At 61.2% G+C, this 17,167-nt stretch carries 15 protein-coding genes and 1 pseudogene; 9 read left to right on the forward strand and 7 right to left on the reverse strand.

The features are described from left to right. Positions 1 to 65: 65 nt before the first annotated feature. From dapF to lptM, 3 genes are all read right to left on the reverse strand, one after another. Positions 66 to 896, reverse strand: a complete 831-nt coding sequence (gene dapF / locus PG896_RS12270; protein WP_029313578.1) for a diaminopimelate epimerase — start codon at positions 894 to 896, stop codon at positions 66 to 68. A 62-nt stretch (positions 897 to 958) separates the two neighbouring features. Further along, positions 959 to 2,209, reverse strand: coding sequence for a diaminopimelate decarboxylase (gene lysA / locus PG896_RS12275; RefSeq protein WP_039039806.1), 1,251 nt, complete (start codon positions 2,207 to 2,209; stop codon positions 959 to 961). 20 nt (positions 2,210 to 2,229) lie between these two features. Then, positions 2,230 to 2,430, reverse strand: a complete 201-nt coding sequence (gene lptM / locus PG896_RS12280; RefSeq protein WP_010672699.1) for an LPS translocon maturation chaperone LptM — start codon at positions 2,428 to 2,430, stop codon at positions 2,230 to 2,232. Positions 2,431 to 2,503: 73 nt separating this feature from the next. Here lptM and cyaY point away from each other — a divergent pair, with 73 nt between their 5' ends. Beyond that, positions 2,504 to 2,818, forward strand: coding sequence for an iron donor protein CyaY (gene cyaY, locus PG896_RS12285; RefSeq protein ID WP_010672698.1), 315 nt, complete (start codon positions 2,504 to 2,506; stop codon positions 2,816 to 2,818). Then, on the forward strand, positions 2,815 to 3,468 hold the full coding sequence (locus PG896_RS12290; protein WP_052815597.1) for an alpha/beta hydrolase: 654 nt from the start codon (positions 2,815 to 2,817) through the stop codon (positions 3,466 to 3,468). The genes cyaY and PG896_RS12290 overlap by 4 nt, the downstream gene beginning before the upstream one ends. 187 nt (positions 3,469 to 3,655) lie before the next feature. Here PG896_RS12290 and PG896_RS12295 read toward each other — a convergent pair whose 3' ends face one another. Next, positions 3,656 to 6,175 (reverse strand): class I adenylate cyclase, encoded by a 2,520-nt coding sequence (locus PG896_RS12295; protein WP_052815595.1) that lies wholly within the window; start codon positions 6,173 to 6,175, stop codon positions 3,656 to 3,658. 322 nt (positions 6,176 to 6,497) lie between these two features. Between PG896_RS12295 and hemC the strand changes: the two genes are divergently transcribed. The 6 genes and pseudogenes from hemC to PG896_RS12325 all read left to right on the forward strand — a co-directional run. Next, entirely contained in the window at positions 6,498 to 7,427 is a 930-nt protein-coding gene (gene hemC, locus PG896_RS12300) for a hydroxymethylbilane synthase (RefSeq protein WP_041212362.1), read from the forward strand. A gap of 46 nt (positions 7,428 to 7,473) precedes the next feature. After that, complete coding sequence (locus PG896_RS12305; protein WP_043154056.1) at positions 7,474 to 8,208, forward strand: uroporphyrinogen-III synthase; 735 nt, start codon at positions 7,474 to 7,476, stop codon at positions 8,206 to 8,208. Next, positions 8,205 to 9,281, forward strand: coding sequence for a uroporphyrinogen-III C-methyltransferase (locus PG896_RS12310; protein WP_039039811.1), 1,077 nt, complete (start codon positions 8,205 to 8,207; stop codon positions 9,279 to 9,281). Before PG896_RS12305 ends, PG896_RS12310 begins: the two co-directional genes overlap by 4 nt. Positions 9,282 to 9,291: 10 nt before the next feature. Then, entirely contained in the window at positions 9,292 to 10,455 is a 1,164-nt protein-coding gene (locus tag PG896_RS12315; RefSeq protein WP_042015365.1) for a heme biosynthesis HemY N-terminal domain-containing protein, read from the forward strand. 58 nt (positions 10,456 to 10,513) lie between these two features. Continuing rightward, positions 10,514 to 10,648, forward strand: a complete 135-nt coding sequence (locus PG896_RS12320) for a hypothetical protein (protein WP_010672691.1) — start codon at positions 10,514 to 10,516, stop codon at positions 10,646 to 10,648. Beyond that, positions 10,630 to 11,024, forward strand: a pseudogene (locus tag PG896_RS12325) (integrase core domain-containing protein); the annotation flags it as partial. The gene PG896_RS12320 and the pseudogene PG896_RS12325, both read left to right, overlap by 19 nt. A 74-nt stretch (positions 11,025 to 11,098) precedes the next feature. Here the strand turns inward: PG896_RS12325 and pmbA are convergent. Then, positions 11,099 to 12,442 (reverse strand): metalloprotease PmbA, encoded by a 1,344-nt coding sequence (pmbA, locus tag PG896_RS12330; protein ID WP_161470154.1) that lies wholly within the window; start codon positions 12,440 to 12,442, stop codon positions 11,099 to 11,101. A gap of 114 nt (positions 12,443 to 12,556) precedes the next feature. Here pmbA and yjgA point away from each other — a divergent pair, with 114 nt between their 5' ends. Next, positions 12,557 to 13,081, forward strand: coding sequence for a ribosome biogenesis factor YjgA (yjgA, locus tag PG896_RS12335; RefSeq protein ID WP_010672689.1), 525 nt, complete (start codon positions 12,557 to 12,559; stop codon positions 13,079 to 13,081). A gap of 86 nt (positions 13,082 to 13,167) precedes the next feature. Here the strand turns inward: yjgA and PG896_RS12340 are convergent, their stop codons facing one another. Together PG896_RS12340 and tmaR are read right to left on the reverse strand one after the other, a co-directional pair. Beyond that, entirely contained in the window at positions 13,168 to 16,251 is a 3,084-nt protein-coding gene (locus PG896_RS12340; RefSeq protein ID WP_103858865.1) for a transglycosylase domain-containing protein, read from the reverse strand. A gap of 213 nt (positions 16,252 to 16,464) precedes the next feature. Then, complete coding sequence (gene tmaR / locus PG896_RS12345; protein ID WP_010672687.1) at positions 16,465 to 16,782, reverse strand: PTS system regulator TmaR; 318 nt, start codon at positions 16,780 to 16,782, stop codon at positions 16,465 to 16,467. Positions 16,783 to 17,167 lie beyond the last annotated feature (385 nt).

Below are 17,167 nucleotides of genomic sequence, written 5' to 3' on the forward strand. Positions count from 1 at the left end.
ATCCGAAAAAGGGGCCAAGGGCCCCGATATGATCCGTTGATGGAGCGGGATCACCCGCTCCTTGTCTACAACTCTATCTGGCCGTCAAAGACGTGCTCGGCCGGCCCCGTCATGTAGACGGGCTGACCCGGTCCCTTCCAGGCGATGGTCAGCTTGCCACCCGGCAGGGTGACGGTGACCCGCTCCTTGAGCTTGCCCTGGCTGATGCCTATCACCACGGCCGCACAGGCCCCGGTCCCGCAGGCCAGGGTCTCCCCCACCCCGCGCTCGAAGACTCGCAGCTTGATCTCGCTGGCGTTGACCATCTCCATGAAGCCGACGTTGACCCGCTCGGGGAAGCGCTCGTGGCGCTCCATGATGGGTCCCAGGGTCTCCACCGGCGCATCGGCCACCGAGGGCACCTCGATGACGCAGTGAGGGTTGCCCATGGAGACGGCGCCGCACATCACGGTGTGATCCTGGGCCCGCAGCAGATACGTCTTCTCCGCCTTCTGGGCACGGAACGGGATCTTGCCCGGCTCGAACTGGGGCACCCCCATGTTGACCGTGACCTGGTTCTCCCCTTCCAGCTGCAGGGTGATGCGGCCCCGGGCGGTGCTGACCGCGATGCGATCCCGGTTGACCAGCCCCTTGAGACGCACGAAACGGGCGAAGCAACGGGCCCCGTTGCCGCACTGTTCCACCTCGCTGCCGTCGGCATTGAAGATGCGGTAGTGGAAGTCGAGCTCGGGGTCATAGGGCGGCTCCACCAGCAACAGCTGGTCGAAGCCGATACCGAAGTGACGATCCGCCAGCTTCTTGATGATGTCGTTGCTGAAGAACACCTTCTGGGTGACGCCATCCACCACCATGAAGTCGTTACCGAGGCCGTGCATTTTGGAAAACTCAATCAACATCGCGCGTTCCTGTCTCACCGTTAATCACGCTCTCACATGGAGGAACGCTGAAAATCCATCCATCACGGCAGCAGGTGCTCGCCACGCCAGAGATCCGCCAACTGCTCCCGCTCACGGATGAGGTGCGCCTGGTCACCGTCCACCAGCACCTCGGCCGCACGGGGTCGGGTGTTGTAGTTGGAGGACATGGTAAAGCCGTAGGCGCCAGCGGAACGCACCGCCAGCAGGGAGCCCTCGGCAATCGCCAGGGTACGCTCCTTGCCGAGGAAGTCGCCGGTCTCGCACACCGGGCCCACCACGTCATAGAGTGCCTTCTCGTGGGTCGCCCGGCTGTCCACCTCGATGATGTTCATCCAGGCGCCGTAGAGGGAGGGGCGCAGCAGATCGTTCATGCCGGCGTCGATCAGGGCGAAGTTGCGAGTCTCGCCGGGTTTGAGGAACTCGACCCGGGTCAACAGCACACCGGCGTTGGCGACGATGGCGCGGCCCGGTTCGAACAAGAGGGTCAGATCCCGGCCCGCCAGCTTCTGCTTGAGCGCCTCGGCATACTCGGTGGGGTGCGGCGGCTGCTCGGCGCCGTAGTTGACCCCCAGACCGCCGCCCACGTCCAGGTGATGGATGTGGATGCCTTCCGCCGCCAGCTCGTCGATGAGCTTGAGCAGCTTGTCCGCCGCCTCCATAAAGGGATTCAATTCAGTGAGTTGCGAGCCGATGTGGCAATCCACCCCCTTGATCTCGATGTGGGCCATGGCCGCTGCCTTGCGGTAGATGGCGGGCGCCTGTTCGATGGGGATGCCGAACTTGTTCTGCTTGAGGCCGGTGGAGATATAGGGGTGCGTGCCTGCGTCGATGTCCGGGTTGACCCGCACCGAGACCCGCGCCTTCTTGCCCATGCTGCCTGCGACCCGGTTGAGGCGCTCCAGCTCGGCTTCGGACTCCAGGTTGAAGCAGAGGATCTCTTTTTCCAGCGCAAGGCGCATCTCGGCTTCGCTCTTGGCGACGCCGGAGAAGACCACCTTGGCCGGATCACCGCCCGCCGCCAGCACCCGGGACAGCTCGCCGCCGGAGACGATGTCAAAGCCCGAACCGAGGCGTGCCAGCAGATTGAGCAGGGCCAGGTTGGAGTTGGCCTTGACCGCATAGCAGATCAGGTGGGGAATGTCGCCAGCCGCCTGGTCGAAGGCATGCCAGTGGCGTTCCAGGGTGGCGCGGGAGTAGACATAGAGCGGAGTGCCGTACTGGTCGGCAAGCTGTTGCAGGGGAAGCTGTTCGGCCTGAAGCTGACCGTCTGCGTCGTAGTTAAAGTGATCCAAGGGGGCGGTTCCTTCCTAGATTATTGCGGCGCGGCCTCTGAGGCCGGTGTAGCGGTCGCAGGCGAGGCGGCTTGCGGTGTACTCTCTGTCTTGGGCTGTGTCTGCTCTGCAGGTGCGGGCTGTTCGGCCGGCGGCATGTAGAGCGGCCCCGTCAGGCCACAGGCGGCCAACCCGAGCGACAGCGACGCGGCAAACAGGCACTTGGTGAACTGGGTAATCATAATGGTTCGCTGCGAAAAAATTTTTGGCCCTCTATAATCGCACTCACATTGTTAAAAGCAACAGGATAAACCGATGAAGGATCACGAGTATCACGCCCTGACCGACGCCTTTTTCCAGTATGTGGAAGACACCATCGACGAGGGGTATCCGGATATCGACTGCGAACGCGCAGGCGGGGTGCTGACCCTGAGCTTCGAGAACAAGACCAAGGTCATCATCAACAAGCAGGAGCCCCTGCACCAGATCTGGGTCGCTACCCGGGAGAACGGCTTCCACTTCGAGCTGCGCGGTGACAGCTGGATCGACAACCGCTTCGGCGACGAGCTCAAGGCCCTGCTGACCCGGGCCTGCACCACCCAGGCCGGCGAGCCCGTGGTCTTCTCATGACGGATCTGCATCCCGAAGGTGCCCGCCATGCGGTGATCTGGCTGCACGGGCTGGGGGACTCCGGCGCCGGCCTCGCCCCGCTGGTGGAGGCGCTGGCCCTGCCCGCCGACCTGCCCGTCCGCCATCTGCTGCCCGATGCGCCCGAGCGCCCCATCACCATCAACATGGGCTACCGGATGCGCGGCTGGTACGACATCAAAAGCTTCGAGGATCCGGCGGATCGCGCCGTGGAGTCCCATGTCAGGGAGTCAGCGGCCCGTATCGCCGCGCTGATCGACCAGTTGGTGGCCGAGGGTTTCACCCCCGAGCGCATCGTGCTGGCCGGCTTCTCCCAGGGGGGCGTCATCGCCTCCTTCACCGCCCTGCGCCATCCGGTGCCCCTGGCAGGCCTGCTCTGCATGTCCACCTACCTGGCGGTACCCGATGCCCTGCCCGGCGAGATGAGTGAGGCCGCACGCGCCCTGCCCATCTGCTACATGCACGGCATCTATGACGACGTGGTGAACCTCTCCATGGGCTGGGACGCCAAGAACCGGCTGGAAGCGGCGGGACTCAGCCCCGAGTGGCACGAATACCCCATGCGCCACGAGATCTGTCGCCCCCAGCTGGGCGACATTCGCCGCTGGTTGCTGGCCCGCCTCGGTGCCTGATTGTCGGATCACGGGTAAGACAACGGCCTGCATCAGCAGGCCGTTTGCTTTCATCCCTGACGGCGATGCTCGACGGCATCCCCCACTGGCCGCGGCCCCCTCCACACCAGATTCCCGCACCACGGATACGACAACGGCCTGCATCATGCAGGCCGTTTGCCATCTTGCCGGTGCGGCTATCAGCGCATCATCCTACTTCCCGCGCCGCTCCTGGGGTGTCCCGCTGCGGGCTCTGGCTGCGGTAGGGGATCACATCGAGTTTGTCACCCACCTGCACGATTTCGTAGTACTGGGGAAGGTTGAAGTTGCTGAACTGACCCGCATTGCTGAATCGCTCGTGACCCGAGGTGTAGAACCGGTTCACTCCCTGTACCAGTTCGTCCTTGCTGCCGGCGAAGTGCTGGTAGATCTCCACCCGGTTCGCCTCGTCCAGGATATAGATGTTGGTGCCTGCATCCCGGGTATCGAAGAAGAACTGCACCAGCCCTTCGCTGGCGTAGGCGTCGACGATGCCGGGCAGGTGCTGGCTGTGAGTCTTGTCGAGGCGCAGCGGCAGGTGATCCAGCTTGTTGTGGGAGATGTGGCGGTAGAAGTCGATGGCGTTCTCCAGCTTCTTGACCGACACCCCGCGCCGCTCGAAGAAGATGCCGTACTTCTCCTTGCCGAGCGCCAGCGTCTTGACCAGCTGCTGCTTGTCCCGGGCCAGACGCAACTCGATGCATTCAGCCACAAGCTGCTGGAAGCGGGTGCGCACCAGGGAGCGGAAGTGCTGGCTGTAGCAGAACACCTCGATCATCTCGGGGGCCGCGGCGTCCTGGTGCATCTTGCCGAGGATGGTGGTGAGGGCGTCCACCACGGCTTCCTCTCCCTCGAAGTGCAGGGTGCGGATCTCGCTCCAGGAGTTGCGATAGACGAGATCCACGGATCCCACCAGACACTCCTGGTTGCGACCGAACGAGAAGACATCGGCGGCGTTGGCATCGAACTCGATCACCTGCCCCACCCAGTGACTGGACGGGTCCGTCTCCAGGTTCAGGAAGATGGAGAGCTGGCGGATCTCGCACGGCCGGCTCAGGGCCAGGTTGGTCGCGCGGGGATACTTGACCGGGAAGGTGCCGGAGAGATCGCGACAGAACTGGTGCAGGTTGTCGATGTGCAGATCCGAGCCCTGGTTGAACAGGTGCACCCGGGACTGGGGCGTCAGCAGGCCGTTGAAATAGGCCCAGGCCACCAGCTTGCTGATGTAGCCGTTATATTCGAGCGGCGCCCGGCCGATGATGTCGGCGGGTTCGAGGGAATGCTTGTAGAGATACCAGCCGGCGCGATTCAGGCGGCCGTGGGGTACCTGGACCAGGCTGAGATCCGGCTCGCCGAGATCCGGCGCAATCTTGAGGTTGATGCGCTGCACCTTGCCCGGCAGGCTCTCGAATGCGGCATAGAGCTTGCGCGACAGGATGCCGATGTCTTCCGGGTTGATGGACTCGCTGATGTTGTTGCGTCGGGCGAACTGGATGAGATTGCGGTAGCTCTGCATCAGAGCCTCCAGCAACTCGGCGTAGGCCACCTTGACGTCCTCGACCTTCCACTCCTGGCGGTGATCAAGGTGGTAAAGGCGCTCCGGACTCCAGCCCCAGTAGGCTACCAGCTGGGCCATCTGCTCCCGGCGCCAGTCCGGGGAGTGATCTTCCTTGGGATGGCTCAGCCCGTCGCACACCTTCAGATAGAAGCAGCGACGCACCAGATCGAGGCGCTGCATGTCGCCGATGGACTTGAGGTAGTTGGTCACCTTGTCCAGCATCAGGCAGTAGTTGTCGAGGCGGTAGTGCATCCCCTCGTTGTGCTGGAACCAGTCGCGACTGGTCACCGACAGCAGCCGGGTGTTGGGATACTCGTGGGAGTAGGCCTCCATCAGCACCGACTTGAGCACCGCCTTGTAGGGGGAGTCGATTCCCTTGTAGAGCTGCCACAGGGCGGAGCCGAAGTACTCCTCGGCAGGAATGCGATCAAAGCCCCCCAGATCGAGCCAGTCATCCTGGCTCAACTTGCCGTGGGCAAACAGGCCGTTGACGTAGTCGTCGTAGTGATCGTCATATTCGGCCGGCACCAGATACCAGAGCAGCCGCTTGCCGGCGATGTGCATGGCGCTGCGGTAGAACTCGTCGAGCAGCAGCAGGTGCTGGGCGCTGCCGCAGCTCTCCCCCTGCATCTGGGCATCGTTGCGCTGGCGGAACTTGTCTTCGGGGATCAGGAAGAAGTTGAGATCGACCCCCCGCTGCTCGGCCCACATGGAGAGGTGCTGGCACTTCTGTTCCAGCAGGGCGAGGCGCTCGCTCGACAGACCGGCCACGTGACAGACCCAGATGTCGAGATCCGAGTGGCAGCACTGACCGATGGAGGAGGTGCTCCCCATGGAGTAGAGGCCCTGGATGGACTTGTCGTGGGTACTGAGACCGCCCTGGCAGTTGGCGTTCTGGCAGAGATCCTGGATGAAGGCCTGCTGGGCCTCGTTGGCGACAAAACTCCAGATACCATGAGGCACATCCCCTGCCACATAACCGGGCAACAGGGGGTGATTGAAGTGCAGCATGACAGGCAGCAAGTGGAAAACCTGCTGCCCGTAGCGACTCATGAGATCCAGCGCTCGTTGCGTCTTGAGACGATTGAGTTCGTCGTAGCGCGCCACCAGCGTGTCGAGTTTAACCAGCAATGCCCTACCTATGGGGAAGAGAAATGACGCACCAAAACGGGGAGACGTCAAAAAAGTGTGATCATGTTAACAATGCAAACAGCAGTGGTAAACAAGCCCGCACACAATCACCGGATTATTTCTGACCCCGTTCGTAACGGTATCATCGGAAAGCAATAAAAATGACTTTTTTCAATGAGTTAAAATCAATTGTTGGCTGAATGAAAATAATTTTCAGCCCCCGTTTTTGAGCTTGGCCCCGCTTTTGCGGGCTGCGCCATGAAAGCCCCTGCAAAGGGTGGTAAGATCGTTTTCCTCTCAAAAGATGAAACAACTGATTGATATGGCAGCCCGAACCCTGAGAATTGCCACTCGAAAGAGCCCACTGGCCCTGTGGCAGGCCAATTTTGTGAAAGATCGGCTGGAGGCACTCCATCCGGATCTGCAGGTCGAACTGGTGCCCATGAGCACCCAGGGTGACAAGATCCTCGACACCCCCCTCGCCAAGGTCGGCGGCAAGGGGTTGTTCGTCAAGGAACTGGAGACTGCCATGCTGGAAGGGCGTGCCGACATCGCTGTCCACTCCATGAAAGACGTACCTGTGGAGTTCCCCGACGGACTCGGCCTGCACACCATCTGTGAGCGCGAAGACCCGCGCGATGCCTTTGTTTCCAACCATTTCAACCAGATAGACGAGCTGCCTCAAGGGGCCGTGGTCGGCACCTCCAGCCTGCGCCGTCAGTGCCAGCTGCGCGCTGCCCGCCCTGATCTCGTGATCCGCGACCTGCGGGGCAACGTCAACACCCGCCTCGCCAAGCTGGATGCCGGTGAATATGACGCCATCATCCTGGCCGCCGCCGGCCTGAAACGGCTGGAGATGGCCCATCGCATCGCCGCCTTCATCGAGCCCGAGCAGAGCCTGCCCGCCAACGGCCAGGGGGCGGTCGGCATCGAATGCCGCCTCGACGATCACGAGCTGCACGCCCTGCTGGCGCCGCTCGAACACCCCGAGACCCGCATCCGGGTGCTGACCGAGCGCGCCATGAACCGCGCCCTGCAAGGGGGCTGTCAGGTGCCTATCGGGGCCTATGCCCTGGTACAGGGAGAAGAGGTATGGCTGCGCGGCCTGGTGGGCAGCCCGGACGGTGCCCGCGTCATTCGCGACGAGATCCGCGGCCCCCTGGCAGAGGGCGAGGCACTGGGCCACACCCTGGCCCAGCGCCTGCTGGCCGCTGGCGCCGACGTCATCCTCGCCGAGGTCTACCGGGCATGAGTGCAGCACAGACCGGTTCGCGGTCATCTGCCCGGAGCGCCGCCTGATGATCCCCCTGGTGGTGCGCCCGGCCGCCCAGGCCAACCAGCTGGTGCAGATGCTGCGCCAGCTGGGTCATGCACCGCTCTGCTGTCCGTTGCTGGAAACCCGACCGGGATGCGACCTCCCTCACCTGGGTGAGATGCTGCGAGAGGCGGACCTCGTTATCGCCGTCAGCATGCATGCCGTTCATTTTGCACATTATTTTCTGTTGCAAACTGGTCAGACCTGGCCACATATTGATTACTTTGCAGTCGGCCAGGCGAGTGCGGATGCCTTTGCCGAGGCGGGCATCCAGGCCCTGTGCCCGGCCGATCCCCGCAGCGAAGGGCTGCTGGCCCTGCCGGCACTGCAAGGGGTGAGTGGCCGCCGGGTGCTGATCCTGCGCGGCAACGACGGGCGGGATCTCATCGCCCGGACGCTGGCCTCACGGGGCGCACTGGTGCACTATTGTGCCACCTACGAGCGCCACTACCCCGATCTTGACGGGGACGCATTGATCCGCCACTGGCAGGCAGCCGGGCTCGACAGCCTGCTCATTACCAGTGGCGAACTGTTGCAGCGGTTGCTGGCCCTGGTGCCCGGCCCGCAGCACCCCTGGCTTTATGACCGCCTGCTGGTGGTGCCCAGTCCCCGGGTGGCCGAGATGGCAGAAGGGGCTGGTTTTACCCGTATCGTGATTGCCCAAGGTGCATCCAACCAGGCTCTGGTGGCCGCCCTGGAACTGAGGAAGATGGAATGACTGAACAGCAAGAAGTCCAGCCGAGTGCCGCGGCCACCGTGGCCGACAACAACAAGCCCGCGCCCGGAACGACTGGGAGCAAGAAGGGCAGCTCTGGCACCGTGCTTGGCGGCATCGCCATCCTGCTGGCCCTGGGGCTGGCCGGTGGTCTCTATGTGCACGGACACCAGAACGCCGTTGCCCAGCAGGCCGAACTGGTAGCCCTCAAGCAGCAACTGGCCGACGCCATGACCAGGATTGATCAGGGCAGCAGCAAGGATGCCGAACAGATCGGTGCCCTCGGCAAGAGCCAGCAGCAGTTGCAGGAGGCGCTGGACGCCTTGCAGACCAAGGTGCTGGATCTGGACGACAAGCGCCCCAATGACTGGATGCTGGCCGAATCCGAATACCTGGTGCGCATGGCGGGCCGCAAGCTGTGGCTCGAACACGACATCGTCTCCGCCATCACATTGCTCGGCAACGCCGACGAGCGCATCAAGGCGCTCAACGACCCCAGCCTGATGCCCATTCGCAAGGCGCTGGCGGAAGACATCGCCAAGCTCAAGGGGATGCCACGGGTCGATCGCGAGGGGTTGACCCTGAAGCTGGCCGCCCTCTCGGACCAGATCGAGCTGCTGCCCCTCTCCACCGTCAGCATGCCGGAAGCCAAGAGCGAGCCCGACCAGACAGTCAGCACCAACCCGGACGAGTGGCAGAGCAACCTGAAGAAGAACTGGGTCAAGTTCACCGAAAACTTCATCACCATTCGTCGCCGCGATGGCGCCGTGGAAGCCCTGCTCTCCCCGCAGCAGGAGATCTTCCTGCGGGAGAACCTCAAGACCAAGCTGCTGCAGGCCCAGCTCGCCGTCTATCGTGAACAGCAGTCCCTCTATGTCGACAGCCTGGAGAAGGCCCAGCGCTGGCTGACCCAGTATTTCGATGCCGACAACAGCGCCACCCAGTACATGCAGTCCGAGCTCGACAAGCTCAAAGGCGAGCAGATCCAGTTTGACTACCCGGATCAGTTCAAGACCCAGACCATGCTGGAACAGGTGCTAACCGAACGCCTGCAACGCATCCTGGCCGGCAACTGAGGAGGAGACCATGATTCGTCTGATCGTCATAGTCGCCGTGATGGTGGCGGGCCTCATCTTCGGTCCCGAAGCCTCCGGCAACAAGGGCTATGTGCTCATCTCGCTGGGCAACTACACGGTGGAATCCTCGGTCACCAGCGCGGTGATCCTGGCGGTGCTGTTCTACGGTGCCCTGCTCATCGTGGAATGGGTGCTGGCCCGCCTGTTCGGCCTGCGCCGCAAGACCCAGGGCTGGTTCGGTTCCCGCCGCCGCCGCAAGGCCAACCTGCAAACCGTCAATGCCACCCTGGCCATGGCAGAGGGGCACTACAACCAGGCCGAGAAGCTCCTCATCAAGGGCGCCGACAACAGCGACACCCCGCTGCTCAACTACCTGAGCGCCGCCCGGGTGGCCCAGGCCCGGGGTGACGACGTGCGCCGGGACCACTACCTGCAGAAAGCCCAGGAAGAGAACCCCAAGGCAGAGCTGGCACTGACCCTGATCCAGACCCAGTTGCAGATTGAGCAGGGCCAGTACGACAGCGCCCTCGGTCGCCTCGAGTCCATCTATGCCCTCAACCCGCGCCACCCCATGGTGCTGGATCAGCTGCGTCAGGTGTATCTGGCCCGTGAAGACTGGGCGGCCCTCATCGATCTCGCCCCTGCCCTGCGCAAGGTGGGCAAGCTGACCGCCCAGCAGGAAGAGACCCTGCTGCACCAGGCGTGGTGCGGTCGTCTGGAGGCCGCCAGCGGCTCCCTCGACACCCTGCGCACGGTCTGGCAGGGTCTGCCCCGCAAACAGCGCCAGGATCCCGTGCTGCTGGCCAGTTACGGGGATCGCCTGCGCCGATTGGGGGCCGATGCCGAAGCCGCTGATCTCTGGCTGGAGGCCCTGCGCAAGGATCCCTCCCCCGAGCTGTTCGCCCGCCTGCCCAAGCTCAAACTGGACGACTACCAGCCCATGCTGACCCTGCTCAGAAAGATCCAGGATCAGCCGGGCGCCGAAGCCGCGCTGGCCCGGGTCTGCCTGCTGGCCGGTCAACTGGACGAAGCCCAGCGGCTGCTGGAGCAGGAAGTGGCGAAGGCGCCGGATGCCGCCCTCTACCACGCCCTCGGCCAGGTGATGGACAAGCGCCGGCTGACCAACAAGGCCAACGAGTACTACCGCCAGGCATTGCAGCTGGCCGACATCTGATCGGCGCATCTGCCTGAATATGGTTTGCATCTTCTCCTCCGAATAGATGGAGATCTCGATGGGACAGGGCGTAAACGAACACAACACAATTACTCTGATTTTTAAACTGGCCCTGGTCGAGCAGATTGAAGAAGGCAAGCTCACCTATAAACAGACGCAGACGCGTTATGACACTCAGGGCCGCTCTACCTGAGCTAGGTGACGGACACCTGCTCACGCAAAATAGTGGCAACTAAGAGATGAATGCCGAGTCGATGGTGATCGAGAAAACACTGAAGCAACAACGTGACCACGGAGAGCTTATTCATCATTCGGACCACCAGGTGCAGTATTGTTCGGGGTTGTATCAGTCATTGCATGAACAACACGGGGTCAAATGCTTGATGACAGATACTCATAACTGTCACCAAAATGCACTGAGATCTTGAAAAGAGAGTCACTGCTGCAAAGCCTGCAGAGGCTGGCGCAGGCGGGGAAAAGTGCGAAAGGCAGTGGATACTTATAACCTGGAGCAACCGCATCAGGCATTGAAATACAGAACCCCTGATGTGACGCATCGGGGGTTCTGAGTGCTAAAAGCTAGCTGAAAATGTGTAGACCTATCTCAGGACTAGACACCATAGTCCAGATCGGACGGAGGGGATCAGTGCCCCGCCAGTTTCATCTGCTCGACCAGTACGGAGCCGGTCTTGAGACTGGAACGCTCATCCTCATCACTGCCCACCGCCACGATATGGCTGAACATGTCGGCCAGATTGCCTGCAATGGTGATCTCCTCCACCGGATAGAGGATCTCGCCATTTTCAACCCAGAAACCGGCTGCGCCGCGGGAGTAATCACCATTGACGATGTTGACCCCCTGCCCCATCAGCTCGGTCACCAGCAGCCCGGTGCCCATCTCTTTGAGCATGCCCTGGAAGTCCTGGCCGGTATTGGAGACCTGCCAGTTATGGATGCCCCCGGCGTGGCCCGTGGTGGTCAGGCCCAGTTTGCGGGCGGAGTAGGAGGTGAGCAGCCAGCTCATCAGCTCGCCGCTGCGGACGATGTCCATGTCGCGGGTGCGAACCCCTTCCCCGTCGAACGGGGTGCTGGCAAGTCCTCCCGGCAAGTGGGGGAACTCCTGGATGGTGAGCCACTCGGGCAGGATCTGCTTGCCCAGTTTGTCCAGCAGGAAGCTCGACTTGCGATAAAGGTTGCCCCCGCTGATGGCCATCACCAGATGGCCCCACAGGCCGGCAGCGGTATCGGGGTGGAACAGCACAGGGGCATGGCGGGTGCTGATCTTGCGAGCCCCCAGGCGGGAAACAGTGCGCTCCACCGCCTCGTCAGCGATGCTCCCTGGGCTCCACAACCCGCCCAGGGAGCGGCTGGAGGAGTAGCCGTAGTCCCGCTGCATGTCGCCATCCTGCTCGCCGATCAGTACGCAGCTCAGGGAGTTGCGCGATGCAGCATAGCCTTTGACGAAGCCGTGGCTGTTGCCATAAACCTTGACGCCCAGGTGGCTGGAGAAACTGGCTCCGTCAGAGTGCTTGATGCGGGCATCCCGCCCCAGGGCCAGCCGCTCGCACTCGATGGCCAGCGCGATGCCACGCTGGGGATCCAGCTCGATTTGGTGGCACAGTTGCAGGTCCGGGGCATCCCAGGCCAGCAGATCCGCATCCGCAAGACCGGCGCAGTCATCGGGAGAGGTGTGGCGGGCGATCTCCATGGCCGCTTCCACAGCGGCGCGAATGGCCGGCTTGGTCAGATCCGTGGTGGAGGAGGACCCCTTGCAACCGTCGCGATAGACGGCGATGCCGAGTGCGCCATCCTTGTTGAATTCGATGCTTTCCAGCTCGCAGCCCCGGGTGTTCACCGAGAGGCCGGTCTGTTTGCTGATGGAGACTTCGGCAAGCCCGGCGCCCAGCCCTTTCGCTATCTCAAGGGCCTCGGCGACCACGGCCTCGAGATGGGATTGATCCTGGCGGATTTGATCTTGCTGGTCCATAACTCACATCTGTATGAAGGGAAGGAAAGGGGCTAAGCATATCAGACCCCTGCGCCCAGCGGGAGAAGCTGGTAACATATCCGCCAAACGTGAATGACAGGAATACAGAGACCGATGAGTCAATATCAAGACGACAACGAGTGGGAAGACTGGGGCCCCAGCAAGAGCCAGCTCAAGCGTGATGCCGAGGCATTGCAGAAGATGGGGGAAGAGATCGTCTCCCTGAGTCACAGCGAGCTGGAGAAGATCCCCCTGGATGAAGAGCTTGCCGAAGCGGTCGAGCTGGGCCGCAAGCTCAAGCCGAAGAAGGATGAGTCCTTCCGCCGCCATCTCCAGTTCATCGGCCGTCTGATGCGTAGCCGCGATGTCGCCCCCATCGAAGAGGCCCTCTCCATCATCAAGATGCGTCACTCCACCGTGAACGCCCGCCTGCACCGCCTCGAACAGTGGCGCGAGCGGCTGATCACCGAAGGCGACAGCGCCCTCAACGAGCTGATGTCCCAGTTCCACGAGCTGGATCGCCAGAAGCTGCGTCAGCTGATCCGCACCGCCAACAAGGAGCGGGAGCTGAACAAGCCGCCGGTAGCCTATCGCGAGATGTACCAGTACCTGCGCGGTGAAATTGAAGATCTGTTGTAAGTGATGACTCACGTCCGCCTTATGGCGGCGTGCAGTACACAATCAAACGGGGCCGAAATGGCCCCGTTTTTTCATGCGATTTCCGCTCAGCTGCCTGCCATGCACTGGGTATGAGTAGCAGGTTGCAGATAGGGGACCAGCAGGGGTGCCATCCCCTTGAGCACCTGTACAGGCAGCGCCGACGTGAAGCGGAACTTGTCGGACTGGCTGCCGGGTACATAGGCCGTCAGCGTGCCGAAGTGATCATCCCCGATGTAGAAGACGAACGTCGCAGTTCGGTTGCGAGCCAGTGAACTGGTCACATTGCCGTAGCGACCGACCGTCTCGATCCGGTTGTCCCCGGTCCCCGTCTTGCCCCCCAGGGCCAGGACAGTACCATCCTGCAAGGCGAAGGCCCCGGCGATGCGCCGCGCCGTCCCCCCTTCCACCACCTTGGAGAGTGCATTGCGCAAGGCGTTGGCCACCTCGGCAGGCATCACCCGTTCCCCCTGGGTGTTCGCCGGCTCAAAGACGGTGGCGAAGGGGGTCCCCTTGGCAAAGGAGAGGTGCTCGATGCGCAGGGTCGGCGCACGAATACCGCCGTTCTGGATGATCCCCATCAGCTCGGCCAACGCAGCAGGACGATCGCCCGAGCTGCCCAGTGCGGTCGCCAGGGACGGAACCAGGTGATCGAACGGGTAACCCAGGCGAGCCCAGCGCTGATGGATGTCGAGGAAGGCCTCAACCTCCAGCATGGTGCGGATCCGGCTATCCCGGGCACTGCGATGACGGGTCTTGAACAGCCAGCTGTAGACCTCCTGACGCTCGTCACGGCTGGCGGTTACCGCATCGGTAAAGGTGGCCTTGTCAAACTCCTTGAGATAGGCAAGCAACCACAGCTCAAGTGGATGCACCCGTGCGATATAACCTTGATCCGGCAGAGAATATTTGCCAGGGCCGTAATTGGTATAGAGCTGCTCTATGCGCTTCTCGGTCAATTTCTCCCGCGGCAGGCGCTTGGCCAGGAAAGCGGCAAAATCGGCCTGGGAGGCTTCCGGCATCAGATAGCGATGCACGGCGGCGAGACGCACCGCGCTGGGTTTGAGACCATCGAGGAAGGTATCGAGCTGCTCTTCTGCACTCTTGCCACGATATTTGCGCCAGAACCTCAGCAGATAGGTCTGGCCCTCCTTGTCGGCAAACTTGGCCAGATACTCGGTACGGCGAGGATCCCTGTCATCTTTCAACAACTGGGCACGATTTCCCTCCTTGTAGAGGCTGTAGCGGACGATGTCCCGCATCAAGCGCACGAAGGGCAGGTTGATGGATTCCCGCAGCGCATCGCGAATGGGCGGGATGCGACCGTTGTCTTCCTTGCGGAAGTTGTTGAAGGTGTGCATGCCACCGCCGGTAAAGAAGCCTTCATAGGGACTTGCGGAATACTTGCGGTCCAGTGCGGCCTCCAGCATCACCGGCAGGCTTCTGTCCTTGGCACTCATCAGATAGGCGATGGCCCAGCGGCTGATGTTGTCCTGATCGGACACTTCGATCTTTCGCAGGCTCTCCACCGGCATGTTGCCGTAGCTGTCATGCAACTCGGTGACAATTTCGAGATAGGTCGTCAGTACCCGCAACTTGGCGGTGGATCCCAGTTCAAGCTTGCTGCCCTCATTGATGTCGAACGGCTGGTCCGTGTTGTCGGTCTGCACCCTCACCTTGACCCCTTCCGGCGTCTTCTCGAACAGGGTAAAGCTGTACTTCACATCACCCGTCTTCTCCGGCGAGAGCAGGCGCTCACCAAACAGACCCACCTGGGCTGCGAATGCAGGGTCTGCCAGTTGCTGCAGATACCGTGACACCTCGTTCTGCAGCGGCATATTGAGGGTGGTGTTGGCCGTCAGATCCATGCGGTCCAAATCATAAAGCTGCACCCCGAGCTGACGACTGAGACGAGTGCGAGCCACCTGCAGTCCCTTGTTGTTGTTGACTCGAGTGATGGCAGGTGCCTGCAGGAAATCGCGGAAGACCAGCTTGGCCTTGAGAGCCGACTCCATCAGGGGGGGCGTGATCATTCCCTCCTGCACGAAGAGTCGCAGATAGCTGTCTGTCAGGGTAGACAGTGCTTCTCTACCCTGCGCCAGGTAATAGGAAGGACGGCGGTGGGCGATCATCAGGGAGACAACCTGGCGCAAGGCAAGCCCCTGCTCGGCCAGGGTAGAATCCTGGTTGCGAGCGGGATCCAGCAGTCGATTCACCTCATCAACATTGGCGCCAAACCAGACCCAGAGGCCATCACCGAGACCGTGCACCTCGCCATAACCGGGCGCTGCAGAGAGCGGGACCGAGTTGAGGTAGGCCCAGGCAACCAGCTTGCGGGCCTCCAGGGTCTCGGGCCCCAGCCGATAGGCACGAACGCTGGCCGAGACCATCTGGCGGATCTTCTCGGTCGGCGAAACGGTCAGTCCATCGGGAGAATGACGATACTTCTCCACCTGGGTCGCCAGAGTGCTGCCGCCAGCAGATTGATCCTGCATATCCAGCGCCTTGCCCACCTGAGACAGCGCCGCCTTGGCAAATCGCGGCCAGTCTACGGCCGGGTTGGCCAGCGGTTCCTTGTTGCTCAGGAGTTCACGGTTCTCGATAAACAGCAGAGACTGGATGACCAGGGGCGGTATGGCATTGAAATCCGGATAGTAATGAGTCGGATACTTGTACTGGTAGAAAGGCTCGGCACGGCAGTCATAGAGTGTCAATCCTGCCTGGACCTTCTCGGTATAAGGCACGAAGAAACCGTGGCTGGCGTAGTTGTAGAGCGCATCGGAAAAACGGACCTGTTCGCTCACCTGGTAGCCACGCTGAACGAGACGTTCCTGGATCATGGGCATCAGCACATAACCGAGTCGCTTGTCGAACGGGCCGTCGTCGGGGAAGGCAATTTGCTTGCTGGGGCCGGGTTCGATCTGATAGGTCAGGGTGGCCGCATAGCGGGAGATCTCCTGTGACTGCAGTCGGGAGGTCTTCATTTCATAACCCACCAGGGCGATCACGGCAGCCAGGCAAAGCAAGAAGATAAAACAGAACAACCAGCGCCACCAGGGTCGGCGTTTACGCTGCTGTTGCCCGTCCGCATTAGGTACGGATGAATCCTGAGATGCCACTTTATTTGAATCCGTCTGTTTTGATGCGCCCATATCAGCCCCACCATGGTTGCGCAATTTATTGTCTTTCAATCAAGCTTAGTCGTTTCAAGTCAAGGGCTTGAAATCTATTGACCGCTTTGCAGCGATGTTAACAGGGCGATTGTGAAAATGGGAGCCGATTGTTGCAACGCGGCAAGAGATCCGAGCTGCGGCATGAAAATGAAACACCGGCCAGAGGCCGGTGTTAACGAGAGCGGGGCGGTATTATTTGCTGGTGCTCATACTCTTCAGCTTGGTACTCAGCTCCTTGCGCTCCTTGGAAAGCTCGGCATTTTTGATGATATGGTCATCTACACGCTCTTCATAATCGGTCCGCATGTTGGCGATGATGGCCTGAACCTCGTCAATGCTCATGCCGGGCTTGATATAGTCACTCAGGTTGTCGAGCAACAGTACCCGCTTCTGGTTGTCACGGATCTTTTTCTCGTTGTCCGCGATTTCACGCTTGAGCTTGTTCTGACGGCGGGACATACGCACATATTCCAGCACATCGTTGAAGGTTGACTTGTTTACTTGTTCCATATCGGTACCACTGAGTGAAGGTGAATAAAAACAGGCGGAGAGTCCCATACCAGAAAAAAAACCGAAACCATGGCACGGGCAAACCCGGAATGCCCCTTACTCTACCGAGTTATGATTCAGATACAACCCCAATCGCAGCGCGGGCGGCGGGTTTAGACAGAACGGCTCCGACTGGGTTATTACGCTAAAAATGATGAAAACGGAGAGAGCCAACATGTGGGTTCAATGCGGCCAGAGCAGCCGCAACTTTTTCCGGTACAGGCAGGCAACAAGTGAACGACGAACAGCACCATAGTGCCCGCTTGCCTTCCAGTGAGTGCTGAATTTCAGGCAATAAAAAACCCCGCTCGAGTGAGCGGGGTTTCTTGTATTGGGTGCCTGGCAG

Source organism: Aeromonas sp. QDB30, assembly GCF_027707645.1.
In the GTDB taxonomy this organism is placed as follows: Bacteria; Pseudomonadota; Gammaproteobacteria; order Enterobacterales; family Aeromonadaceae; genus Aeromonas; species Aeromonas caviae.